24 protein-coding genes are annotated in these 24333 nt (G+C 67.6%); 22 read left to right on the plus strand and 2 right to left on the minus strand.

Going from position 1 to position 24333, the window contains the following annotated elements; translation table 11 throughout:
- Positions 1-32: 32 nt before the first annotated feature.
- The 5 genes from E0H92_RS21410 to E0H92_RS21430 all read left to right on the plus strand — a co-directional run bounded on the left by E0H92_RS21410 (position 33) and on the right by E0H92_RS21430 (position 3482).
- Positions 33-1289 (plus strand): NucA/NucB deoxyribonuclease domain-containing protein, encoded by a 1257-nt coding sequence (locus E0H92_RS21410; RefSeq protein ID WP_165549902.1) that lies wholly within the window; start codon positions 33-35, stop codon positions 1287-1289.
- Positions 1286-1822 (plus strand): SMI1/KNR4 family protein, encoded by a 537-nt coding sequence (locus tag E0H92_RS21415; RefSeq protein WP_131497515.1) that lies wholly within the window; start codon positions 1286-1288, stop codon positions 1820-1822. The genes E0H92_RS21410 and E0H92_RS21415 overlap by 4 nt, the downstream gene beginning before the upstream one ends.
- Entirely contained in the window at positions 1804-2547 is a 744-nt protein-coding gene (locus E0H92_RS21420; protein WP_131497516.1) for a hypothetical protein, read from the plus strand. Before E0H92_RS21415 ends, E0H92_RS21420 begins: the two co-directional genes overlap by 19 nt.
- Positions 2548-2748: 201 nt before the next feature.
- The gene (locus E0H92_RS21425; RefSeq protein WP_131497517.1) at positions 2749-3105 is read left to right on the plus strand and encodes a hypothetical protein; all 357 of its coding nucleotides are present in this window, start codon (positions 2749-2751) and stop codon (positions 3103-3105) included.
- Positions 3102-3482 (plus strand): hypothetical protein, encoded by a 381-nt coding sequence (locus E0H92_RS21430; protein WP_131497518.1) that lies wholly within the window; start codon positions 3102-3104, stop codon positions 3480-3482. Before E0H92_RS21425 ends, E0H92_RS21430 begins: the two co-directional genes overlap by 4 nt.
- Positions 3483-3489: 7 nt before the next feature.
- Here the strand turns inward: E0H92_RS21430 and E0H92_RS21435 are convergent, their stop codons facing one another.
- Entirely contained in the window at positions 3490-3798 is a 309-nt protein-coding gene (locus tag E0H92_RS21435; protein ID WP_131497519.1) for a hypothetical protein, read from the minus strand.
- 140 nt (positions 3799-3938) lie between these two features.
- Between E0H92_RS21435 and E0H92_RS21440 the strand changes: the two genes are divergently transcribed.
- A complete protein-coding gene (locus E0H92_RS21440; RefSeq protein ID WP_131497520.1) occupies positions 3939-4268 on the plus strand; it encodes a cupin domain-containing protein in 330 nt (109 codons plus the stop codon).
- A 7-nt stretch (positions 4269-4275) separates the two neighbouring features.
- Here E0H92_RS21440 and E0H92_RS21445 read toward each other — a convergent pair whose 3' ends face one another.
- Positions 4276-4731 (minus strand): hypothetical protein, encoded by a 456-nt coding sequence (locus tag E0H92_RS21445; protein ID WP_131497521.1) that lies wholly within the window; start codon positions 4729-4731, stop codon positions 4276-4278.
- A 143-nt stretch (positions 4732-4874) separates the two neighbouring features.
- Here E0H92_RS21445 and E0H92_RS21450 point away from each other — a divergent pair, with 143 nt between their 5' ends.
- The 16 genes from E0H92_RS21450 (at position 4875) to E0H92_RS21525 (ending at position 24237) form a co-directional block, all read left to right on the plus strand.
- On the plus strand, positions 4875-7073 hold the full coding sequence (locus tag E0H92_RS21450; RefSeq protein WP_131497522.1) for a carbohydrate-binding protein: 2199 nt from the start codon (positions 4875-4877) through the stop codon (positions 7071-7073).
- A 52-nt stretch (positions 7074-7125) separates the two neighbouring features.
- Positions 7126-7764: an aspartate/glutamate racemase family protein gene (locus tag E0H92_RS21455; protein ID WP_131497523.1), complete on the plus strand. Its 639-nt coding sequence runs from the start codon at positions 7126-7128 to the stop codon at positions 7762-7764.
- An 88-nt stretch (positions 7765-7852) separates the two neighbouring features.
- Complete coding sequence (locus E0H92_RS21460) at positions 7853-9319, plus strand: sulfatase-like hydrolase/transferase (RefSeq protein WP_131497524.1); 1467 nt, start codon at positions 7853-7855, stop codon at positions 9317-9319.
- Positions 9316-10575 carry an extracellular solute-binding protein gene (locus E0H92_RS21465; RefSeq protein WP_131460480.1) on the plus strand — a complete coding sequence of 420 codons (1260 nt, stop codon included), beginning with the start codon at positions 9316-9318 and terminating at the stop codon, positions 10573-10575. Before E0H92_RS21460 ends, E0H92_RS21465 begins: the two co-directional genes overlap by 4 nt.
- Positions 10572-11468 (plus strand): carbohydrate ABC transporter permease, encoded by an 897-nt coding sequence (locus tag E0H92_RS21470; protein WP_238173533.1) that lies wholly within the window; start codon positions 10572-10574, stop codon positions 11466-11468. Before E0H92_RS21465 ends, E0H92_RS21470 begins: the two co-directional genes overlap by 4 nt.
- The gene (locus tag E0H92_RS21475) at positions 11465-12283 is read left to right on the plus strand and encodes a carbohydrate ABC transporter permease (protein WP_131460479.1); all 819 of its coding nucleotides are present in this window, start codon (positions 11465-11467) and stop codon (positions 12281-12283) included. The genes E0H92_RS21470 and E0H92_RS21475 overlap by 4 nt, the downstream gene beginning before the upstream one ends.
- 13 nt (positions 12284-12296) lie before the next feature.
- Positions 12297-13295 carry a LacI family DNA-binding transcriptional regulator gene (locus E0H92_RS21480; RefSeq protein ID WP_131497525.1) on the plus strand — a complete coding sequence of 333 codons (999 nt, stop codon included), beginning with the start codon at positions 12297-12299 and terminating at the stop codon, positions 13293-13295.
- Between the two features lie 38 nt (positions 13296-13333).
- Positions 13334-15862, plus strand: a complete 2529-nt coding sequence (locus E0H92_RS21485; protein WP_131497526.1) for an ATP-binding protein — start codon at positions 13334-13336, stop codon at positions 15860-15862.
- 162 nt (positions 15863-16024) lie between these two features.
- Positions 16025-16873, plus strand: coding sequence for a DUF11 domain-containing protein (locus E0H92_RS21490; protein ID WP_131460476.1), 849 nt, complete (start codon positions 16025-16027; stop codon positions 16871-16873).
- Between the two features lie 170 nt (positions 16874-17043).
- Positions 17044-18666, plus strand: a complete 1623-nt coding sequence (locus tag E0H92_RS21495; protein ID WP_131460475.1) for a type 2 periplasmic-binding domain-containing protein — start codon at positions 17044-17046, stop codon at positions 18664-18666.
- A gap of 3 nt (positions 18667-18669) precedes the next feature.
- Positions 18670-19629 carry an ABC transporter permease gene (locus E0H92_RS21500; RefSeq protein ID WP_238152542.1) on the plus strand — a complete coding sequence of 320 codons (960 nt, stop codon included), beginning with the start codon at positions 18670-18672 and terminating at the stop codon, positions 19627-19629.
- A complete protein-coding gene (locus tag E0H92_RS21505; protein ID WP_131460474.1) occupies positions 19626-20501 on the plus strand; it encodes a carbohydrate ABC transporter permease in 876 nt (291 codons plus the stop codon). Before E0H92_RS21500 ends, E0H92_RS21505 begins: the two co-directional genes overlap by 4 nt.
- Positions 20502-20518: 17 nt before the next feature.
- Positions 20519-21511, plus strand: a complete 993-nt coding sequence (locus tag E0H92_RS21510; RefSeq protein WP_202873762.1) for a LacI family DNA-binding transcriptional regulator — start codon at positions 20519-20521, stop codon at positions 21509-21511.
- Positions 21508-22977 carry an arylsulfatase gene (locus E0H92_RS21515; protein ID WP_131497527.1) on the plus strand — a complete coding sequence of 490 codons (1470 nt, stop codon included), beginning with the start codon at positions 21508-21510 and terminating at the stop codon, positions 22975-22977. Before E0H92_RS21510 ends, E0H92_RS21515 begins: the two co-directional genes overlap by 4 nt.
- Complete coding sequence (locus tag E0H92_RS21520) at positions 22958-23710, plus strand: aminoglycoside 3'-phosphotransferase (protein WP_238173534.1); 753 nt, start codon at positions 22958-22960, stop codon at positions 23708-23710. The genes E0H92_RS21515 and E0H92_RS21520 overlap by 20 nt, the downstream gene beginning before the upstream one ends.
- A 2-nt stretch (positions 23711-23712) precedes the next feature.
- Positions 23713-24237 (plus strand): MOSC domain-containing protein, encoded by a 525-nt coding sequence (locus tag E0H92_RS21525; protein WP_131497528.1) that lies wholly within the window; start codon positions 23713-23715, stop codon positions 24235-24237.
- The last annotated feature ends 96 nt before the right edge of the window (positions 24238-24333 follow it).

Below are 24333 nucleotides of genomic sequence, written 5' to 3' on the forward strand. Positions count from 1 at the left end.
GCGCACACCTACACCATCCTGGGGGCTCTTCGGTGAGGCGTTTCAAATCGCTGTCCTTGTTGTCTCTCGTTCTCGCGTTGGGGTTGACCTCGACGGCTGCTCAGCAGGCCGTCGCCGGCAACCCGACGCCAACTCCGTCACAGCCCGACCGCGGCCAGCCGAAGTCCCTGGCCGAAGGAGACCGCCCACGACCGTACGAGGACTTCACCAACTGGACCGACGAGGACTGCCACAAGGAAGGCAGCCTGGGAGAGACCACCAACTCGTCCACCGGTGGGCGGGTCGTGAACCACTTCCAGTTCTGTGCCTGGAAGCAGCATGGCGTCACGTTCTGGGCACCCAACCAGATCTATCCGCTCGGGACGTTGATGTTCCGGATGACGATGATGGCCCAGGCATCGGAGGACGGCCGAACGGTCACGGTGACCTTCAAGGCGGACGAGATTCATGTGCCGCCCCGGCGTGGCGTGCTCGCCGACATCGCGGTGATCTCGATGACGCCGAGCTGCTCGACCGACAAGTTGCCCGCGGCGTGCTCGATCACCCCGGCGACCCGGCAGAGCATCGGGCTGCGTGACCTGGGCTCGATCGGCCTGACCTTCACGATGCAGTCGCCCAGGATGCCGACCAGTACCAACCCGATCAGCAGAGACACCGGCCGGTTCCGGTTCCCGTACTACTTCACCACGACCACCGGTGGCCAGCAGGTCGACCAGCAGATCGGTGGCATCCAGGAGTTCGGCACCAGCTGGCGGTGTGACTCCGCGCAGCTGACCCGGGGCGAGTTCAAGAAGGAGGCGTGCGTCTTCCCGACCTTGCCGCACCTGCGGTTCAACATCAACGACGCCGGCATCACGCAGTCGGCGCAGCACATCCGGCAGGCGCAGGAGAACCCGAACTCGACCGACCCGGTGCCTCCGGAGAACGGGACGAAGACGATCGCGACGAACCTGCATCGGCACTGGGACGACGCGCTGAAGGATGCCCAGCGGAACGCATCGAGGAAGGCCTGCCAGGCAGCGGTCCCGATCAAGCCGCCGGACACCGACTGCGACGAGTACCCCTTCGCCAGCACATTGGAAGGCTCGCTCGCCCCACCGCTGCCCAACTACGACTTCTCGGTGAAGTACATCAACTATCGTGACAACCGCCGGTCGGGCTGCTGGATGGGCAAGTGGCTGGTGAAGGACAGAGTGCTCGAGGGCGACGAGTTCCAGGTCGACATCTTCGACGGGCCGACGTATCCCGAGCCTCCGGAAGAGCCGGAATGTGTTGAGGGGGAGGATTGACCGCACCTGACTTGTGGGCCGAATTCTGGAAGGTGCTGCTCCGCCAGCCGCTGGCGGCGACCGAGCTGCGACCAGCACCGCCTGAACACCAGCTGGCCGACACGGCCCGCCACCTCGGTGTGCGGAGGCCTGAGGCGCTCGTCGACCTGTACCGGATGGGCGACGGCGCGCATCCCGAGGGCCCTGGACACCCTGGCTTCTTCGTCTTCCCACCCTGGTGGGAGTGGCTGCCGCTCGACGTCGTGGCCGAGCAGGGCAGCTGGCCCGTCGGCTGGTGCCGGCGTGCTGACGTCGAGGCGTTTCCCTTTGCCACCAACGGCAGCGGCGATTTCCTGATGGCGGACACAGTGGACGTCGGCAGGGTCTGGAACGCCAGCCCGGAGGACGGGCCGCGGCCGGCAGCGCCGGACGGAACGCTGACCGGCTTGTTGACCTCGACGCTGGCCGCGTACGCCGGGACCAGCGCCGACTACCGACTCGAATACGTGAACGACCGGATGAATTGGATCTCCTCATGGGAACCCGAGTTCTGAAACGACCGCGGCGCGGCGGAACGTTCGTGCTGATCGTCGCGGCTGGACTGGCCGCCGTCCTGGGGACGGCAGGTCTCAGCAGCGCGACTAGCACCGATGACCCGGCGCTGAGCTGCACGCTGACCCCGCCGGCCCGGATCGCGGTCGACAAGCCCTTCCTGCAGTTCAACCCGACTCGCAGCTGCACCGCCGGGGCGCCCTCGAATGTGACCTGGGTCGCGAGCGTCGGCACTACCCTCACAACCGACGCCTGGTTCTTGCAGCGGAACACGGCGCTCAGTGACGTCTACAGCAATGACCCGATGGGGACGTGGACCTGGAAGGTGAGCGATCCGGTCGACCGGCCGGACGTCGTCTTCAACCAGCCCACCACCGACGTACGGTTCAAGTCAGCGGTGACCGGCACCGGTGTCTGGGACGCTGCCACCGGAACGACGACGATCACGTTCCACGTCACCCGCTACGACGCAGCGACCAACAAGATGGTCCCCTGGGCCGGCGCCGTCGGTACGACCTGGTTCCATGAGTCGCCGTTCCGCGGCGACCCGCCGTTCACCCAAGGAGCGACGTACACGACGAACAGCAACGGCGACGTGGTGATCAAGTCCACGCCGGTCCGATTCGACCTGGTGTTCCGCATCGAGATGGCCGATGCACCGGTCACGTTCGGCAGCACCAGCAACTTGGTGCTGGCGCGGGCGGCCAAGGTGATCGGTACGCGGTGATCCGATGGGATCTCGGACCAACTGGTCGGAGGTCCCACCCGGTCGCTCTACATCGGCGTGAGGTGCCAGCGTTGGCAGGTGCCGCCGTGGTGGGGCCAGATGATGACGTTGGCGTCGCGGTTCGGGTGGCGCGAAGGCCAGCCTGGGGTTCGTGCCACTTGTTTGCGGCTGAGACGGGATTGGCGGCGGAGGGTCCGGAAGGTGTCGCCGAGGTCGCGGCGGGTCGTGATCGAGGCGGGCGGAGGTACTGCGCTGGCCGACGATGTGGCGGACGCGATCGCGGCCCACTTCAACGTCGCCGTACCACTGTCCTGGGGCGCCGAGGCCCATCTCCTGCACGCCGGCACACACCTGGACGTTGTCGGATTACGACGTCCAGAGCTCGCCCGAAGCACCGTCGCCGAAGTACACGCCCAACAACCCCGAACCGATTTCACCGCCCACTTCCTCACCGCAATGCGCGAGGAACACCACCTCCGCACCTCCTCCCGCCCCGCCCTCCTCTGGCGCCTCGGCATGCAACGCTCCATCCGCCGAGCCGAACGAACAGTTGCATGAGGCATCGATGGTCGTCGATCGCAATCGCGGCGTTCGATGGACTCTTCGCGGCGTTGGGTATCTGGGCCGCGGTCGGCAGCGGATCGTTCACGCGCACGCTGGCCGACTTCGGCCCACGGAACGATCATCTGGTGCACGACTTCGGGGCGGCCTCGATCGCGATCGGGGTCGGGTTGTTGCTCGCCGTACGGCGTACTTCCTGGCGTACGCCGGTGCTGGTCGTCGCCGCGATCTGGAACGGGCTGCACGCGGTCTCGCATCTGGCCGATCTCGGGGAGGCGCGCTCGCTCGCGGTCGGGATCGGGGAGGCCGGGCTGCTGGTCGTGGGGACCGGAGCACTCGCCCTTCTCGCCTTCGCGAGCCGTCAGGACGCATGAACGCTCTCTAGGTCGAGGGATGTTCGATTCGGTACTGGTCGGCTAGGTCGTCGAAGTGGCCGGGTGGGGCTTTTGTCAGGGCGGTGGGGTGGGCGGTGGCTTGTTGTACGTCGGCTGTTAGCTCGGCGGCCCTTTGGCGGGTTGTGTAGATGCCTAGTACTAGGTCGTGGTTGTCGGTCAGTGTGAAGGCCCAGGGGATTTCGCACGGGCCGTTGTGTTCGGCGACCGGGCACAACACGCGCGCCACCGGCTCCTGCATCGCCAGGGCCTCGTCGGCGTCGGCGAAACCTTCGATCTTGATCTGGAACGTCATCACGTCCTCGAAACTATCGACCTACAGCGATCCGCCACATCAGGGACAAACCGGACCACCGCCCTGACCGCACCTCAGACCACAGTCGTACGACGGCCCCCGCGGGGGTGGAGTCTTTGGCGGCCCGGTGCGACGATCGGCTGATGGAGGTCTTGCGGGTCGAGGAGTTGGCGGCTGTTCACCTGGAGCTGGCTGGGGAGAACGACAGCGGGCGGAGTGCGACGACGTTGTACAGCCGGCCCGGGGCCCGGTTGCGGCAGACGTTGATCGCGCTGGACGCCGGGCAGACGCTCGGCGAACATCAGAGCCCCGGAGACGCCTCGCTGATGTGCCTGCAGGGGGACGTTCTCCTTCGGACCGGTGACACCGAGGTCGAGTTGCGGACAGGCGATCTCGTGGCGGTGCCTCCGCAGCGTCACGACGTACATGCTCGCGCCGCGTCTGTTCTGCTGTTGTCGGTCGCGTTGCACTGACGGACGGTCAGGACACCGAGTCGATGCGGTGTTCCGTGGCGGCGAAGGTGACGGTGTCTCCGGCGTGGAGGCCTTTGAGCGCGTCGTAGAGGGGCGCGTCGGTCGTCATGCCTTCGTACGTGATCCCGTCGCACTCGAACGGTGAGCTGACCACGCCGACGACGTAGTGGTTGTCGTCGAGTACGACGATCGCGCCCGGCTGGATCTCGCTGGTCGGCGCGAAGTCGAGGTTCTCGGCCTGCGCCACGGTGCTGTGCTGACGTTCCGCGACGTCCTCGTAGAGTCCGCCCAGGTCACCGGCCGCGTCGGCCTGGGACTGGTCGTCCACCGAGAACGAGGAGTCCGGGTCGAGGCGCGCGGCCGAGTCCTCCCGGCCCACGGCGGCGTTCGTCGCGCGGAGATGCGCCTCGAGGTGCGCGACCAGAGCCTCTTTGACCCGCAGTTTCGCTTTGTCGTCCATCACGCACCATCTCCTGTCTCGAGCATAAGTCTGCCGGGTCGCGGAAAGTTGCGGAACCAGTTCCGGAACCGGCAGGGGGTGTTGGTGGAGGGAATCTGAACTTAGAGTCTGCCTGCCGGTAAAGGCTTTCCCTGGTTGGAGGGTTTGTGAGGCGGACTCTTGGGCTTGCGGTGGTGGTTGGCGTAGTGGCGGCCGGGCTGGCGGCGGGTGGCGGGCCCGCCGCGGCCCAGCGTGGGGCGGTGGTCAGCGGGTCGTACTCGAGTGGCGCGGCGCACCCCTGGCAGCCGTTGCCGTCGACGTACGTCGGGAACGACGCGGCGACTGCCGACGCGACGGTCGTGATCGACCCGAGTGTGAGCAGGCAGAAGTACACCGGGGTGGGTTTCTCCCTGGACGAGACGAGTGTGTCGAACCTGTGGAAGTTGACGCCGCAGGAGCGGGAGCGGGCGATCCGGCTGCTCGTGGATCCGAAGACCGGCGCCGGGTTCGACCGGTTCCGGTTGACGATCGGGAGTCCGGACCTGATCGAGCACCTCCCGTTCTGGTCGTACGACGAGTTGCCGGCCGGTGTCGCCGAGGACCGGAACCTCAAGTACTTCTCGATCAAGCGGGACGTCGACGCGCACATCGTCGACACGGTCAAGCTGATCCAGAAGTACAACCCGCGGGCCACGTTCTTCGCGTCGGCGTGGAGCGCGCCGGCGTGGATGAAGACCAACAACCGGTTCACCGGCGAGGTCGCGCTGAAGCCGGGCAGTACGACGTCGTACTACCAGGTCGGCAAGCTCCGCGACGACTGCATCGACGTGTTCGCGAAGTACTACGTGAAGTACCTGCAGGCGTACGCGCAGCGCGGTATCAAGATCGACGCGCTGACCCTGCTCAACGAGCCGGGGATCGACGTGGTCTACCCGGCGATGGACATCAGCGTCGAGCAGCAGCAGAAACTCGCTGTCGCGATCAAACGCGAGGTACGGCGCGCCAGGCTCCGCACGGAGCTCTACGTGCACGACTTCAACTTCTGGGACTGGCGCGACCCGAACAGCACCGAGACCAAGAACTACTACCGGATCTTCAACGACCCGGAAACCCGGAAAGCGTCGGACGCGATCGCCTTCCACCCGTACTGGGGCGACCCGGCGGTGATGCGGGACGCGTACGAGGAGTTCGGAAAACCCGTGCACATGACGGAAACGAGCGACCTCAATCCGGAAACGATTCTGAACTATTTCCGCCTCGATGCGTCGTCGTACGTGCTGTGGGCGCAGACCACCGACCAGGACGGCGGCACGCTGCACTGGACGCCGGCGCGGGACAACAACATCGACTGGGAAGAGGTCGGCCGGACGACGAAGTGGCCGAACCGGCTCGTGAAGGTCGACACGACGACGAAAACGTTCTCCGTGCGGGACGAGCTGTACGCGATGGGGCAGTTCGCGAAGTACCTCGGGCCGGAGCACACGCGCGTCGAGTCGAGCGCCACGGCGAACGGAATCAGCAACGTGGTGTTCAAGGACCGCGGGGACAACTTCGTCGCGATCGTGGGCAACGCCAACGCCGCGCCGAGTACGGTCCGCATCACGCTGGCGGGCCGGTCGTTCACCGTGACAGTGCCGGCCAACTCGTACGCGACGTACCGGTGGCACGGCGATGTCCCGTCGTCGCACCACAACCGGGCGCCGCAGTTCGATGACGTTCCGAACGTGACCGCCGACCAGTTCCAGACCACACAGGTCCAGTTGCGGGCGACCGATCGCGACAAGGATCGGCTCGCGTACTACGCGACGGACCTGCCGGCTGGAGTCAGCCTCGACGCGAGCACCGGCCTGGTGAGCATCCACCCGACCGTCGCCGGCGAGCAGGACCTGAAGTTCCGCGTGACGGACGGCGCGGCGAACGACGAGGTCACGGTGCATCTCACCGTGAATCCAAGGGGAGCGCCGGTCGGCGAGAAGGTCGAGGCCGAGTCGTACGTCGCTCAGCATGGGTGGACCGATGGCGGGGCCAACTTCGTCGAGAGCAACCCGGCCGCGAGTGGCGGTAAGAACGTCGGCTGGACCGCGGCCGGGAACTGGTTGCAGTACCGGGTCGATATCGCGCAGGCGGGCACGTACAACCTCGAGCTCCGGGTTGCGAACGGGACGGGTGCTGTGGCCGCGGACGCGGTGTCCATTCGGGATCCGGCCGGGACCGTGCTGGCGAAGGTGTCGGTGCCGGATACCGGAGGATGGGCGAGCTACCAGTCGGTGCAGGCGCAGGTGACGTTGCCGGCCGGGGATCAGGTGATCACCGTGTACTGCGAGACGGGTGGCTTCAATCTGGACTACCTCAGGCTGACAACCTGAGGCTCGGCGCAAACGATTGCATAAACGGTCGGTGGCGTGTCAGGGTGGTGTGGTGACGCGTATCGCCTTTCTGCACACCGGAGCCGTGGTCATTCCGACGTTCGCGACGCTCGCGGCCGAGCATCTGCCTGGCGTGGAGGTGCAGAACCTTCTCGACGACAAGATCGTTGCCGATCTGGGGCGGGGCGCCACGGCTGAGCAGGTCGCCCAGCGGCTCGCCGATCTTGGTGGTGCCGCGGTCGCGGCCGGCGCCGAGGCGGTGATGTTCACGTGCTCGTCGATCTCGCAGTACGCCGGGCCGCTGGCCGATCGGCTCGGTGTTCCGGTGCACCGGGTCGACGAGGCGATGGCGGACGAGGCCGTTCGTGCGGGCGATCGGGTGAGTGTCATCGCGACGCTGGCCACGACGGTGCAGCCGACGGCCGCGCTCTTGCGTGAGCGAGCCGAGCTGCAAGGCCGCGAGGTCCAGATCGACGAGGTCGTCGTACCGGGTGCGTTCGAGGCGGCGGTCGCGGGAGATCGCGTGCGTCACAACGAGCTGGTGGCGGAGGCCATCAAGGCGGCGGCCGGTGACGTGGTCGTGCTCGCGCAGGCGTCGATGGCGTCGGCGGCCGAGGGGCTCGACCTCGCGGTCCCGGTCCTCACCAGCCCCGAACGCGGCATCCGCCGCCTCGCCGAACAGCTCACCTGACGCACCTGCCCTTGACGTCGGGCGGAGGCCTGCGGCATGGTTTACAGCGCTGCATTACAGCGCTGTAAATCGAGCGGAGAGCAGGTAGATGCGTCCCGACATCGTCATCGTGATGACCGATCAGCAGCGGGTGGGACTGACCCGGCGGAGCGGGTATCCGGTGGACACCATGCCGTTCGTCGACAGCCTGGCGGACCGCGGAACGGATTTCCGGAACGCGTACACGGCCGCGCCGGCCTGCGTTCCGGCGCGGACCAGCCTGCTCACCGGGCGGTTCCCGAGCGCCCATCAGGTCCGGCAGAACAGCAACGCCCAGCACGCACGGTTCGCCCAGGACCTGGTCGACGTACTGCGGGCGGCCGGCTACCAACTGCACTTCGCGGGGAAGCCGCACATGCACCGCGACGCGCAGGACTTCGACACCTACGCCGGTCCGTACTTCCACACACAGGGACCCGAGCGGAACGCCGAGGAAAACGCTTTCGACACCTGGCTCGAGCACCTCGACCACGGCGTGTCCGACGAACCGACCCCGTTCGACGTACAGAACCAGCTGCCCTACCGGATCACCACCGACGCACTGCAGGCGATCAACGAGGCGGACCCCGACCAGCCGGGCCTGTTCTGGGTCTCCTATCCCGAACCCCACAACCCGTACCAGGTCCCGCAGCTCTACTTCGACCTGGTCAGCCCCGACGACGTCCCCGACCGCACAACGGGGCCGGAGGCAACAGAAATCAAGGGCGGCAGCTACGCCTGGCTGCGCAAGCTCCAGGAGGAGAAGCGACCCGGGTACGACGACAAGTGGCGCCGGTACGCCGCCAACTATCTCGGCATGCTCAATCTCCTCGACGACCAGATCGCCCGCCTGCACGAGGGACTCGCTCGACGCACCCGGCCGCGCCTGACGGTCGTCCTCGCCGATCACGGTGACTACGTCGGTGAGTACGGCCTGCAGCGCAAGGGCGCCGGCCTGTCCGAGTTCCTGATGCGGATCCCGCTGATCATCACCGGCGACGGCGTCCACCCGCAGCAGCGCGACGAGCCGGTCTCGATCGTCGACGTCCTGCCCACCATCTGCGAGGCCGTCGGCCAACCGATCCCCGACGGCGTCCAGGGCCGCAGCCTGCTCCCGCTCACCCACGGCGAGGACGCACCCGAGGAGGAGTTCGGCAGCATCATCGCCGAGCACGGGTACGGCGGTCGCGCGTACGACGTGACCGCCCGGCCACCGCTGCATTTCGGGTACGACGGCCCGACCTTCGACGAGTTGAACACCGTCACGCAATCCGGCGCCGCACGGATGCTCCGCAGCGGCAACTGGAAGCTGATCGTCCATGCCGACCTGCCCGGTGAGCTGTACGACCTGGCACAGGACCCCGCCGAGCTCGGCAACCTCTTCGACGACGACGTCCATGTGGCCGTCCGCGCCCGCCTCCTGCACCAGCTCGCCCGCTGGCAGGCACGGCTGACCGACGACCTCCCGAACGGCAACTACACCCCGCTCCGCCTGCCCCACAACTGGCGCTGGGCCTCCCAAGGAGAACCAACATGACCACTCTCAGCCGCCGGACCCTGCTGGGTCTCGGCGCCGCCACTGCGGCGGCGATCACTGTCCCTGGCTGCTCCGGCAAGTCCGGTCCGATGCGCGTCTCCTGGTACGGCCCGGACCCGGTGACCAAGGCGCTGAACAAGGCCCTCGACGCGTGGAAGTCGGGCGGCGGCGCGGAGTACACCGCGGAAAGCGCTCCCTTCGACGACTACTGGGACAAGCTCGCCACCCAGACCTCGGGTAACAACGCTCCCGACGTGCTGCGGATGTCGATGAGCTACTTCAGCGACTACGCGGGCCGGAGTGCGCTGAAGGACCTTGGTTCGCTGGGGATCGACACGTCGGGTCTGGACAAGGACGTCGCCGCCAGCGGTGTTGCCGACGGCAAGAACTACGGCATCGGCCAGAGCTCGATCAGCTACTCGATGTACGTCGACGAGGGCGCGATCAAGAAGGCCGGCGGGACCGTGCCGACGGCGGGCTGGACCTGGGAGAAGTTCGCCGAGTTCGCCCGCGACTACGCGGGGTCGGTGCCGGGCTCGTTCGGGTCGAGCGACCAGGCCGGAAACTTCCAGCTGTTCGAGGTGTACGCGCGTCAGCACGGCACGGAAATGTTTTCCGACGACGGCGGAAAACTGCTGACCACCAAGGACACTGTGCAGGAATGGTTCCAGTACTGGGCAGACCTGCGGACCGCCAAGGCGGCGCCGCCCCAGAATGTCAGCGGTGAGACGACGGCGATCGAGAAGTCCCTGATCGCCACCGGCAAGTCTCCACTGCAGTTCGGCTGGGTCCAGCAGGTCACCTTCTACCAGCCGCTGGTGAAGAGCCCGCTGGCCGTGCTCCCGGTCCCGCAGGGCAAGGCCGGCGATCTGAGCGGCCAGTTCGTCAAGGGCCTCGACCTGTGGTGCGTCTCGGCCGCCAGCAAGCACCCCGAGGACGCCGCGAAACTGATCGGGTTCCTGCTGAACGACGAGAAGGCGATCAAGGCGATCGGCATCCTGCTCGGCGTACCGCCGTCGAAGAAGGCGCGTGACCTGGTGTCCGCGGACGCGGGGTCGGCCGGTGCGCGGGCGATCAAGTACGTCGAGGACCTGGCCGGCAAGGTCGGTCCGTCGCCGAAGCCGTGGCCGAAGGGGTACGGCGAGCTGCTGACCGGGTTCGGCCGGATCGCGGAGAACATCGGCTTCGGCAAGAGCAACCCGGCCGCGGGCGCCCAGGAGTTCACGGAAATGGCCGGAAAGACCCTGGGGCAGTGATCGGCCGACTTCGGCAGAGCGTTCCGGCGTACCTGTTTCTGCTGCCCTGGTTCGTCGGCATCGTCGGGCTGACGATCGGCCCGATGGTGCTGTCGCTCTACTACTCGTTCACCGACTACGCGCTGCTGAACACCCCCGAGTGGACCGGCCTGCACAACTACACGGCGCTCTTCCAGGACTCGCGGTACCTGCAGTCGCTCAAGGTCACGTTCATCTATGTCGGCGTCTCGGTCCCGCTCGAGATGGCGTTCGCGCTCGCCGTCGCCGTGCTCCTCAACCGAGGGCTCAAAGGTCTTGCTGTCTACCGAGCGCTGTACTACGTCCCGAGCCTGCTCGGCGGAAGTGTCGCGATCGCCCTGCTGTGGCAGCAGATCTTCGGCAGCGGCGGTCTGCTCAACGACGTCCTCGGCCTGTTCGGCATCCATGGCCGCGGCTGGATCTCCGAGCCAGGTACGGCGTTGTGGACCCTGATCCTGCTCCGGGTCTGGCAGTTCGGCGCCCCGATGGTGATCTTCCTGGCCGGCCTCCGGCAGATCCCGGACGAGGTGCTCGAAGCCGCCGAGGTGGACGGTGCGGGCCGATGGCAACGATTCTGGCGGGTGACGCTGCCGCTGCTGTCGCCGGTGGTGTTCTTCAACCTGGTGCTGCAGATCATCGGCGCGTTCCAGGCGTTCACGCCGGCGTTCGTGATCAGCGGCGGCAAGGGCGGTCCGTCCGACTCGACGCTGTTCTACACGCTGTACCTGTACCAGCAGGCCTTCGGGAACTTCCGGATGGGGTACGCCGCCGCGATGGCCTGGGTCCTGCTGCTGATCATCGCGGTCTTCACCGGACTGAACTTCGTCCTCGGCCGCACCTGGGTGTTCTACGGAGACGAAGGGGTACGCCGATGAGACGCGTACTGGCCCACGCCGGCCTGACCGCGGGCGCGCTGATCATGCTCTACCCGCTGCTCTGGATGATCACCGCGTCGCTGCGACCGAACACCGAGATCTTCGACCATCCCGGCCTGATCCCGGAGCACCCGACGCTCGGGAACTACGCGCTCGGCTGGTCGTCGACCGGGACCAGTTTCGGCATCTACCTGATGAACTCGCTGATCATCTGCGCGGCGGTGGTGATCGGCAACCTGCTGACCTGCTCGCTGACCGCGTACGCGTTCGCGCGACTCACCTTCGTGGGCCGGAAAACGTTGTTCGCGCTGATGCTGGCGACGATCATGCTGCCTGGTCACGTGACCCTGATCGCGCAGTATTCGATTTTCCGGAAGCTGAACTGGATCGACACCTTCTGGCCGATGATCGTGCCGAGTTTCCTGGCCACCGACGCGTTCTTCGTGTTCCTGATGGTGCAGTTCATCCGCTCGATCCCGGTCGAGCTGGACGACGCGGCCCGGATCGACGGCTGCGGGGCGTGGGGCATCTACCGGCGGATCATCCTGCCGCTGCTGTCGCCGGCGCTGGTGACGACGGCGATCTTCTCGTTCATCTGGACCTGGAACAACTTCTTCAGCCAGCTGATCTACCTGTCGACGAGAACCCGGCTGACGGTGCCGGTGGCCCTGCGCGGCTTCCTGGACGCGACCGGCAGCTCGGAGTGGGGCGCGCTGTTCGCGATGAGCGTCGTCACGCTGGTGCCGGTCGTGGTGGTGTTCGTGGTCTTCCAGCGCCGCATCCTGGCCGGAATGGCCCACTCAGGCCTCAAATGACAAAATCCAGGACATGAGGCCGCGCCTGACCGATGTCGCCGAGGCGGCCGGGGTGTCGATGAAGACGGTGTCGAACGTCGTCAACGGCGCCGAGCACGTCCGCGAGGAGACCCGGCAGCGGGTGCTGGCTGCGATCGACAAGCTCGGGTACCGGCCGAACATCGCGGCCCGCAACCTGGCCCAGGGGCGCAGCGGTGTGATCGCGCTCGCCGTACCGCAGCTCGACCGCCCGTACTTCGCCTCGCTCGCGGCCCGGATGCTCGACGAGGCCGAGGCGTTCGGCTGGATCGTGCAGTTCCACCAGACCGGCGGCCGCCGCGAGGCCGAGCTGGCGCTGCTCACCGAGCGGCATCCGGCCCGCCTCGACGGCATCGTGATGAGCCCGCTCGGGCTCACCGCGGAGGATGTGCGGAACCGCGACCCGGGGCTGCCGCTGGTCCTGCTGGGTGAGAAGGCCGGCACGGAGCACCACGCCGATCATGTCGGGATCGACAACCGGGAGGCCGGCAAGGTCGCGACCGAGCATCTGCTCGAACTCGGCCGCCGCCACGTGATGGCGCTGGCGCCCGGGCCGCGGATGGACGACGAGCGGATCAACGGGTACCGCGACGCGCTCGCCGCGGCCGGGCTACCGGTGGACGAGGACATCGTGCTCGCGACCGGCGGCCTCCGCGGCCAGGACGCCGAGCGGACTCTCGGTGACTGGCTGGACTCGGGGAACCCGGCGCCGGACGCGGTCTTCGCGGCCACCGACTGGCTGGCGATGGGCGCGATCCGCGCGCTGGTCCTGCGCGGCCTGCGGGTGCCGCAGGACGTGGCCGTGGTCGGTTTCGACGACATCCCGTACGACCTGGCGACGCTGCCGACCCTGACCACGGTCGCTCCGGACCGGGTCGCGATCGCACGGCTGGCGTTGCAGGCACTGAAAGACCAGGACCCCCAAAGCGAACCACAACGACTGCAGGCTCCCTTCAGCCTCGTGGTCCGCGAGAGCACCACCGGCATCAGCTGACCCTGGCGTATCCCTGGCAAGCAACCCAGACTGGCGGCATGGGTGGGGGAATGGTGGCGATGCTGTTCTCGGACATCGAAGGGTCGACGCAGTTGCTGCGCCGGTTGGGGGACCGCTACCTGGAGGCGCTGGAAGATCACCGGCGGATCCTGCGGGCGGTCTGGACGGCGTACGGCGGGACCGAGATGGGGACCGAGGGCGACAGCTTCTTCGTGGTGTTCGGGACGGCCGGCGAGGCGGTCCGGGCGGCCGCCGACGGGCAGCGACGGCTGGCGGAACATCGATGGCCGGACGACGAGCAGCTGCGGGTACGGATGGGGATCCACACCGGTACGCCGGGTGTGTTCGACGACGACTACTGGGGTATGGACGTCCATCTCGCGGCACGGATCGGGGCTGCCGCACACGGTGGGCAGATCGTGGTGTCGGCCGTCACCGGCGAGCTGACACACCTGCCCGACGGGGTCACGCTGCGCGATCTCGGGACGCACCACCTCAAGGACATCCCGGAACCCGAGCACCTCCTCCAAGTCACCGTCGACGGGTTGAAGGCCGACTTCCCGCCACCACGCACGGTCGGCACGTCGACGAGCCTGCCCTCGCCCGCGACGCCGCTGCTCGGGCGCGAACCGGACCTCGGCCGCGTCACCGGTCTGCTCGAGCGGCCCGACGTACGGCTCGTCACGCTGACCGGACCGGGCGGCGCGGGCAAGACCCGCCTGGCGATCGGCGTCGCCAAGGAGCTGACCTCGAAATTCCCGGGCGGGGTGTACTTCGTTCCGCTCGCGGCCGTCACGTCCGCGCCGGTGCTGTGGACGACGATCGCCGAGGCCCTCGACATCCCGCCACGGGAGCGCGGCCGGGTCGTCGCCTACCTCGCGCAGCGGACCTTGCTGCTCGTCCTCGACAACCTCGAGCAGCTCGCGGACGCCGGCAAGGTCGTCGCCGAGATCCTCGAGGGCGCGCCGCATGTGAAGCTCGTCGCGACCTCCAGGCGAGCGCTCGGCCTCACCGGCGAGTACCAGCATCCGGTGCTGCCGCTCCCGATCGCGGATGCCGCTGTGGAACTCTTCGTCCAGCGTGCCCAGGCCGTCCGGCCGGCGTTCACTCTGACCGAGGAGAACACCGCCGACGTGGTCGCGATCTGCCGGCGGCTGGACGGGCTGCCGCTGGCGATCGAGTTGTGCGCGCCGCGGATCCGGCTGCTCAGCGTCAAGGAACTGCTGGCCAGGATCGACCAGTCGCTCGACATCGCGTCCACCAGTACGGTGACCCCGGAACGCCAGCGGACGCTGCGGGACACGATCGCGTGGTCGTACGAGCTGCTCGGCCCCGAGCACCGCCGGACGTTCCGCTGCCTAGCGGTCTTCGCCGGCGGCGCCGACCTGGCCGCGATCGAGAAGGTTGCCACGGGCATCGACCCGCTCGACGCCCTCGCCGAGTTGCACGACGCCAACCTGATCACGGTGTTCGACGGGCCCGACGGCACCCGCGTCCGGCTGCTGGAGACCATCCGCCGGTACGCCGCCGACGAGCTGCGCGCCACGGACGAGGATGCCGCCGTCCGCAGCAGCCACGCCGGCTACTACGCCGACCTTGCCGAGATGATCGAGGACACCAAGAAGACCACGTCCGACCTGCCGGTCGATCGTGCCGAGATCGACCTGGACAACTTCCGTACCGCTCTCAGCTGGGCGACCGGCCACGACCTACCGACCGCTCTCCGGCTCTGTTCGGCCCTGGCCTGGGTCTGGATCGTCGGCGGCTACCTGGCCGAGAGCCGCGCCTGGCACGAGCAGATCGTCGCTGCCGCCGGTACGACGTCGTCGCCGGAGCTGGCCGCCTGTCTGCGCGGATTCAGCAACGTCTTGTTCATCCAGGGGGAGGCGAAGCACGCCGAAGAGGTAGCGGCCCGCAGCGTCGAGATGGCCCGGGGGCTCGGCGATCCGGCCGGCATCGCGTACGGAATGACCGTGCTCGGCTCGATGCAAGGGCAGCGAGGGGACGCACGTGCGGCGCGGGTGACGCTGACCGAGGCCGTCGAGCGGCTCCGGTCCTTGGACGACGAGTGGCGGTTGGCCCGGGTGCTCAACCACCTGGGCGGGATCGAGGAGGAACTCGGCAACTTCGAGCGCGCGGAGGAGCTGCTCCGGGAGTCGCTGAGGATCACGGAGTCGCACGGGGACGCGTACGAGCTCGCCATTGTGGGGCAGAACCTCGCCTACCTGCTGACCCTCGCCGGCCGTCTCGACGAGGCCGGCGGGCTGGCCCGTGGGCTGGTTCCCACCGTGCTGGCGATCGGCAGCCCGACGCTCACGATGGCGTTCTCGAACACCGTGATGAACATTCTGCTGCGCCGCGGGGATCCCGTTCGCGCCGCACACCTGTTCGGGGCGGAGGAGGCGATGGGCGAACGGCTCGAGATCCCCAACCCCCATCTGGACGAGGAACTCGCGGAAGCCCTCGAACTCGTCGGCGACACACTGTCCCGCGAGGACTGGGATCGTCACCGGCAGGCGGGCAGGACGGAGCGCGTCGAGGAGCTGCTCGACCGCTTGGCACTCTGACCGCCGCAGCAAGATCTCCGACGGTCATGCCGAAAGATTGAGTACAGACTTCAAACGGTTGACCACGAACAGTGGCAACTACATACTTCTTGCACCGCCGTCGGCGGAGCTGTGGGGGCAGTTGGGGGCTGGGGATCATGGGAAGGAACAAGGGGGCACGTCATGCATGCCTGGAAGTTGATTCGTGCTGCGCTGGTGACTGCAGTCGTCGGCGCGACTTTGGCGGCGGTTCCGGTGACCGCCGATGCCGTACCACCGACCAGTGCGATCGAAGTGAACACGACGTCGGTCGCTCGTGGGCAGACGTTCACGATCACACAGACCGTGTACAACGATCGGGACTTCACGATCACCGGCGGGAAGGCCGGGCTGTACGCCAAGGAGACGTCACTGCCGGCCATGGTGGAGCTGGTGTCGTGTCCGGGGGCGTTCGCCTGTGACACGCTCGGCACCAGTGTTCGTGGCGGGGTGGCGGACGTTCCGCCGGGTGAGTCCCGCACGGTCGTCTTCACGCTCAGGGTCAAGGCGGATGCTCCGCTCGGAACGATCACGCTGCAGCACCAGTTCATCGGAGAGAACTACGCGTTCGAGGTCTTCGACGGACCGGCGCTCACGATCTTGCAGCAGCCGGCGGACGTCGCGGTGACGATGACCGCGGCGGTGAAGATGGTGACGACGGCGCGGATCACGTACACGATCTCGGTGAAGAACAACGGTCCGGACCCGGCGACCGGCGTGCGCGTCGTCGCGACCGGTCCGTCGGCGACGGCGTACTACGCGTCGACCTGTACCCGGGTCGGCACCACGCGGACGGTGAACTGCGATATCGCCTCGCTGGCCAGCGGCGCCACGGTGACGCGGACGCTGACGGTGAACACCGGAATGCTCACGGCGGGTGTGCTGACCGCTACGGCGCAGCGTACGGCGAGTTCGCCGAACGACCCGGTGGCGGCGAACGACAAGGCGACGCGCTCCTGCACGGCCGTTACCGGGCTGCTCGTGCGCTGCTGACTGACAACACACTGAGGTAGTACGACGGCCGGCGGCCGCGGGTTCTCGAGTCCCCGCGGCCGTCGGTTCTTTTGTGTCTACGCCTTGCATCGAGGGGTGGGTCAGGTTTACGGTCCGGGTTAACGTTTAAGTGAGTGTTAGTGAGCACTTCTTCGAAACTTGGAGCAACTATGATCAGTCGGCGACGGTTCCTGCAGGTGACCGGTGCGGCGATTGCCACCTCCACGCTGGCGGCCTGCGGCGACGGCGGGGCGGGCGGAGGGGGCGCGAAGGCGTCGGGCGAGCTCACGCTGCCGACGTACAAGCCGTTCGAGGGTCTGCACCCGGACTTCCCGGGGGCCGAGTCCGGCCTCGAGCCCGGGTTCCTGAAGTTCCCGGCGGACGCGGTCTCGAGCGTGAAGGCGCCGCCGCTGAAGAGCGCGGTCACCGCGCTGACCGAGACGTTCGCGACGCCCCCGCCGCCGATGGGCAGCAACCCGATGTGGCAGGCGCTGAACTCCGCGCTGGGCGGTGAGCTCCGGCTGACCATCGGCACCGACCCGGGCTACCCGGAGAAGTTCGCGACGCTGCTGGCCAGCGACTCGCTGCCGGACCTGATGTGGCTGCCGCCGAACCAGGGCATCCCGAACATCGGCCCGATGCTCGAGGCGAAGTTCCAGGACCTGACCAAGTACCTGTCCGGTGACGCCGTCCTGGAGTACCCGAACCTGGCCGCGCTGAAGCCGGCCTCCTGGCGGACCGCCGTGGTGAACGGAAAGATCTGGGGCGCCCCGATCCCGTCGACGCCGTTCGGCCAGGTGATGATGGGCAATCCGAAGACCTGGGCGAAGGTCGGCGGTCTGCAGTGCACCACCGCGGACGAGTTCTTCGCCAAGTGCAAGGAGCTCACCAACGGCACGAACTACGCGCTCGAGCCGGCGATCATCAACATGCTGCACATGTTCGGTGAGTGGTTCGGCGCCCCGAACGGCTGGCGCGTGAACCAGGACCGGTCGCTGACGCACCTCTACGAGACCGACAACTACAAGGCCGCCGTCGAGTACGCCGCCAAGCTCTGGGCCGCGAAGGTGTTCTACCCGGACCTCAACCTGGCCGATGCCACGCCGAAGACGGTGAACGGCCAGATCGCCGCGCAGGTCGTGGTCGGCCCGCGTGCGACCGCCGACTTCCGGACCCTGGACCCGACGCTGTTCGTGGACACGATGATCCCGTTCGGCCACGACGGCAAGGCGAAGCCGGTCTACGACATGGGCTACGGCACGGTCGGGTTCACGCCGTTCAAGAAGACCGACGAGGGCCGGATCCGCGAGCTGCTCGCGTTGATGGACTACCTGTCGGCGCCGTTCGGCACCAAGGAGTACCTGGTCAAGAACTTCGGCGTGGAGGGGCAGCAGTACCAGCTCGACGCGCAGAAGAACCCGGTGCTGACGAAGGCCGGTCAGCAGCAGGCGCCCGGTCTGGTCAGTGCGCTGCAGATCATGAACTCCCCGGAGAGCGTGATCTTCAACCCGGCGAACCCGGACGACACGCGCAAGATCTACGAGACCGAGCAGAAGCTGCTGACGTTCGCGATGCGGAACCCGACCGCGGGCACGTACTCCGACACGTCGAGCAAGGTCGGCCCGAAGCTGACCGCGGCGTTCCGGGACACGATCGTCGACATCGTCACCGGCCGGCAGAAGATGGACGCGTACGACGCGGCGCTCAAGCGCTGGAAGTCCGGCGGCGGTGACAAGATGCGCGGCGAGTTCGCCGCCGTACTGCCGTCGAGCGTTCCGGTCACCGGGTCCTGATCGATGCTGAAGGCCAACTCGGAGAAGCGGCAGGCCAAGAACGGCCTGCCGCTGAAGGCGAAGTGGCGCCGGGACTGGCAGATGGTGCTGCTGATGATCCCCGGCGTCGTCTTCCTGCTGGTGTTCTTCTACCTGCCGGTGCTCGGAAACGTCGTCGCTTTCCAGGACTTCCAGCCGTTCCTCGGCATCATGCACAGCGAGTGGAACGGCGTACAGAACTTCGTCAACCTGTACGCCAACCCGGACTTCTGGGATGCGTTGCGGAACACGCTGGTGCTGGCCGGTGTCCAGTTGCTGCTGTTCTTCCCGGTGCCGATCGGGCTGGCGCTGATCGTCGACTCGCTGGTCAGCAACCGTTTTAGGCGCTGGTTCCAGACGATCGCGTACTTGCCGCACTTCCTGTCCTGGGTGCTGGTCGTGACGCTGTTCCAGCAGTCGCTGGGCGGTGCCGGGTTCGTCAACAACCTGCTCCGGCAGGCGGGTCTGGACCCGATTCCGTTCATGACCAACCCGGACACCTTCCCGCTGCTCGTCGTCGCGCAGCTGATCTGGAAGGACGCCGGCTGGGCGATGATCATCTTCCTCGCGGCACTCACCACGGTCGACGTGTCGTTGTACGAGGCTGCCGCGGCGGACGGAGCGGGCCGGTGGCGGCGGCTGTGGCACATCACGCTGCCGTCGCTGCGGACCGTCATCGTGCTGCTGCTGATCCTGCGGATCGGCGACATCCTCAGCGTCGGGTTCGAGCAGTTCATCCTGCAACGCGATTCGGTCGGCTCGGGCGCGGCCGAAGTACTGGACACGTTCACGTACTACGCGGGTGTCGTCGGTGGTGACTGGAGTAGTGGCGCCGCGGCCGGACTGGCCAAGGGCGTGGTCGGTGCGTTGCTGCTGTGGGGCGCCAACTCCCTCGCTCATCGGCTCGGTGAGCCGGGCATCTTCCAGAAACGAGGGGCCTCATGAGACCGGTCTGGAAGGAGAACCCTTCTCCGGCGTACCAGGCGATCAAAGCAGTCGTCCTCGGCGGCTTCGCCCTCGCCATCGTCATCCCGATCCTGGTCGTGATCTCGACGTCGCTGGCCAGCGACGAGGACATCATCGACGCGGGCGGGTACGTGCTGTGGCCGTCGCATCCGACGTTCAAGGCGTACCAGACGCTCTTCTCCGGTGGGCTGATGGGCAGAGCGATCCTGGTCAGCGTGTTCGTGACGCTGGTCGGTACGGCGATCGCGCTCGCGGTCACGATCGCGCTGGCGTACGCGACGTCGCGGCCGGTGCTGTTCGGGCGGCCGGTGCTGCTGATGGTGCTGTTCACGTTGCTGTTCGCGCCGGGCATCATCCCGATGTTCCTGGTGGTGAAGCAGTTCGGGCTGCTCGACAGCCTGTGGTCGCTGATCCTGCCGGGCGCGCTCGGAGCCTTCAACTTCGTGGTGCTGCGGACGTTCTTCATGAACGTGCCGGGTGAGTTGCTGGAGAGCGCCCGGATCGACGGCGCCAGCGACTTCACCATCCTGCGCCGGATCATCATGCCGCTGTCGAAGGCGGTGATCGCGGTCGTCGGGCTGTTCTACGCGGTCGGGTTCTGGAACGCGTTCTTCAACGCGCTGCTGTACCTGAACGACACGTCGAAGTGGCCGGTCCAGGTGATCCTGCGGACCTACGTCCTGCAGGGCAAGTCGTTGTCCGCCGACCAGCTCGGCGTCCACCCGCCGCCACAACCCCAGTCCCTGCAGATGGCCGTCGTCGTGGTCGCGCTGGTCCCGATCGCCATGGTCTACCCATTCCTCCAACGGCACTTCACCAAAGGCGTCATTACGGGTGCCGTCAAAGGGTGATCTGCAAGAATCGATATATGTCCTCACCTTTGGCGGAGCGGCCGACGCTGCGGATGGTGGCGAAGGAGGCCGGTGTCTCGGTCGCGACCGTGTCCTACGTGCTGTCCGGACGGCATCGCAGCCACACGATCAAGGACTCCACCGCAGACCGGGTCCGCGAGGCCGCGTCGCGCCTGGGGTATCGGCGCAACGACGCGGCCCGCGCGATCCGGACCGGCAAGTCCGATCTGGTGCTGCTGTCGCTGAACGTGCTCGCGGACCCGTGGTCGCAGGCCGTCGCGGCCACGGTCAGTACGGCGGTGTCGCCGCTGGGGAAGACCGCGCTGATCGTCGCGGACGGCGACTGGCGGACCGTGCTGGCCAACCGGACGCCGGACGTGATCTTCATCGACAGCATCACACCGGACCCGGAGCAGATCGCCGAACTGGAGGCGTTCGCGGCGCAGGGCGTGCAGATCGTGGCGTTCAGCGAAACCCTGGAACCGCAGGGCTTCGACGTGATCCGGTCGGGCGCCGAGCCGCGCTGCCACCTCGCGGTGGAGCACCTGCTGGAGCATCACGACCGCGTCGGCGCACTCACGTCCCGGACCAAGGGGTTCGCCCGCTTCGACGCGTACGTGAACACGTTGCGCGCCGCCGGCAAGCCGATCAGCAGCGACCAGATCGAGGTCTTCGAACAGCACCCGGAAGGCGCGTACCGGGCCGCCATGGCGCTGCTGTCCAAGCCGGATCGGCCGACCGCGCTGTACTGCACCACTGACTTCGCCGCGATCGCCGCCGTCCGGGCGGCGCACCGGTTGCGGATCGACGTACCGGGCGATCTGGCGATCGTCGGCGTCGGCAACACCCCCGAAGGCGAGCACCTCGACCCGTCGCTGTCCACCGTCGGACCGGTCGGTTTCAACGAGGCGCTCGCCCGGATCATCGTGAGCAGATTGACCGACCGGGAGGGCGCACCCGGTGAGGTGTTCGACTTCCCTTGGCAACTGATCATCCGGGAGTCTTCTTGAGTCAGCCCAACGTCGTACTGATCTGTGTCGACGAATGGCGGGGCGATGCGATGTCGTGCGCCGGCCATCCGTACGTCGAGACGCCGCATCTGGACGAGCTGGCGCGGAACGGGGTGCGGTTCAGCCGCGGGTACTCCGCGACGCCGACGTGCGTGCCGGCCCGGGTGGCGCTGTTCACCGGGCAGTCGCAGGAGCGGCACGGGCGCGTCGGGTACACCGACGGCGTACCGTTCGACGCCGCGCATCCGGTAACGGTGCAGGGCGAGTTCCGGCGCGCCGGGTACCACACGCAGGCAATCGGCAAGATGCACGTGTGGCCGGAGCGGGCCCGGCTCGGGTTCGACGACGTGATCCTGCACGACGGGTTCCTGCACCACTCGCGGCGTACGTACCGGCAGCAGTTCGGGTTCTTCGACGACTACGTGCCGTGGCTGCGCCGACAGCCGGGGGTGTCGCCGGACGCGGAGTACTTCGACCACGGGGTGAACTGCAACTCGGTCGTCGCGCGTCCGTGGGACAAGGCGGAGGAGCTGCACCCGACGCACTGGATCGGCACGCAGACGATCGACTGGCTGTACCGGCGGGATCCGACGAAGCCGTTCTTCCTGTACCTGTCGTTCCATCGGCCGCATCCGCCGTACGATCCGCCGGCGTGGGCATACGACCGGTACGACGCGTTGCCGCCGTACTCGCAGACGCTGGGTGACTGGGAGGACGACTGGGACGAGTTCCGGCAGGACGGGGACTACCAGGCGGCGATCGGGGACCTGCCGGATCGCGTCGTGCACCGCGCGCGGGCCGGGTACTACGGGCTGATGGCGCAGATCGACCTGCAGCTCAACCGGATCCGCGAGGCGCTGGTCGATTTCGGGGTGTACGACGACACGATCATCGCGTTCACCTCCGACCACGGCGAGATGATGGGCGACCACCGGATGTTCCGGAAGTCGGTGCCGTACGAAGGGTCCGCGCGGGTGCCGTTCGTCGTCGCGGACCGGGCTTCGGCCGCTTCGGTACGCGGTGGCGTCGTGGACCAGGTGGTCGAGTTGCGAGATGTGATGCCGACGTTGCTCGATCTGGCCGGGGTGCCGGTTCCGTCGTCGGTGGACGGGGTGTCGCTGGCGCCGTTCCTGCGTGGGGAGTCGGTGCCGGTGCGGGAGTGGTTGCACGGCGAGCATCTGCATTTCGGGCAGTCGATCCAGTGGGTGACGGACGGGAAGATCAAGTACGTCTGGGGCTCTGCGCTCGGCGTGGAGCAGTTGTTCGATCTCGTCGCGGATCCGGGGGAGTTGCGGAACTTGGTGAAGACCGAGCCTGAGCTGCGGGAGTTGTGGCGGTCGCGGCTGATCCAGGATCTGACCGGGCGCGAGGAAGGATTCGTTGCCGACGGCAATCTGGTGACCGGGCGTCCGGTGACCGCGATCCTCGAGCACACCAGGGAACGCGTTGCACGCGCCGCCGGCTGACGACTGGGAGCCGGTCGACATCGGCGAGTCCGATACGTCCGTCTACCGCCGAGGCAACATGTTCGCCAAGTGCTGCGCCCCTTCCGGGGTCGCCGACCTGACCGCCGAACGCGACCGCATCACCTGGCTCGCCGCTACGGGGTTGCCCAGCGCAACAGTCGTTGACTGGTTCGAGTTGTCCTCGGACGGTGCTTGTCTGGTGACGTCGGCGGTGCCTGGTGTTCCCGGGGACAGCCTCCCGCCGGAGTCCCATGAGCGTGCGATGCGGAGCCTCGGCGTGGTTCTTCGTGAGTTGCACTCGCTGACCAACTGCCCGTTCGAGCGGCCGCTCGCGGACGTGATCGCGACGGCGACCGACGTCGTACGGCGTGGCGCTGTGAACCCGGCGTACCTGACCGACGAGTGGCGCCGGCTGCACCCGACCGAGCTGCTCGACCAAGTAGTTGCCGAGCGCCCCTATGTCGAGAGCGTCCTGGAGCCGGTCGTCTGTCACGGCGACGCCTGCCTGCCGAACATCTTCTTCGACCCCGAGACCCTTGAGGTCACCGGCCTCATCGACCTCGGACGACTCGGCGTCGCCGACCGGTACACCGACCTCGCCCTCACCACGATCCAGCTCCACGACGAGTGGTCCGCCGACCCGGCGCCGTTCCTCGAGGCGTACGGCGTACCGGACCCGGACCCGCGCCGCCTGCACTTCTTCCGCCTCCTCGACCCGCTCACCTGGGGCTGACCATGAGAGTCGAGCTCGTCGCCCTGGTCGTCTCCCGCGAGCACGCCTTCGAAGGACGCCCGCAGGACGGCCCGCGCCCCGACCCCGAGCCGGTCGCGCGTACCGAGATCGAGGTCCGCGCCGGCCTCGGCATCGTCGGCGACCGCTACTACGCCCAAGCGATCCACAAGAACGCCGCCGTCACCCTGATCGACGCCGCGTCCCTCGACGAGGTCGAGCGCGTTCTCAACCTGGACACGCCTCTCGACCCGCACCTCACCCGGCGCAACATCGCCGTCCGCGGCTTCCCGATCGACGAACTCGCCGCCCACCGCGCCGCCGACGGCACCCGCGTTCCCGGCCGGCGCTTCACGCTGGGTTCGGTCACCTTCCAGGCGAACCGCCCGGCCAACCCGTGCGCGTGGATGGACGAGGTCCTCGCACCCGGCGCGATGCAGGCGCTGCGAGGACACGGCGGCATCCGCGCCACCCCACTCACCTCCGGCGTCCTCCGCCTCGGGCCCACCGAACTCACCGTCCTGGACTGAGGCTGGGGAGGTTTGCTTGCCCTTTCGGGCACAAAACCCTCCCCAAGTCGGCGCGGAACTTTCGGAGGGTTTTCGGTGGGGAGTGGTTAGCGTTGA

It is taken from the genome of Kribbella speibonae, from assembly GCF_004331375.1.
Lineage (GTDB): Bacteria > Actinomycetota > Actinomycetes > Propionibacteriales > Kribbellaceae > Kribbella > Kribbella sindirgiensis.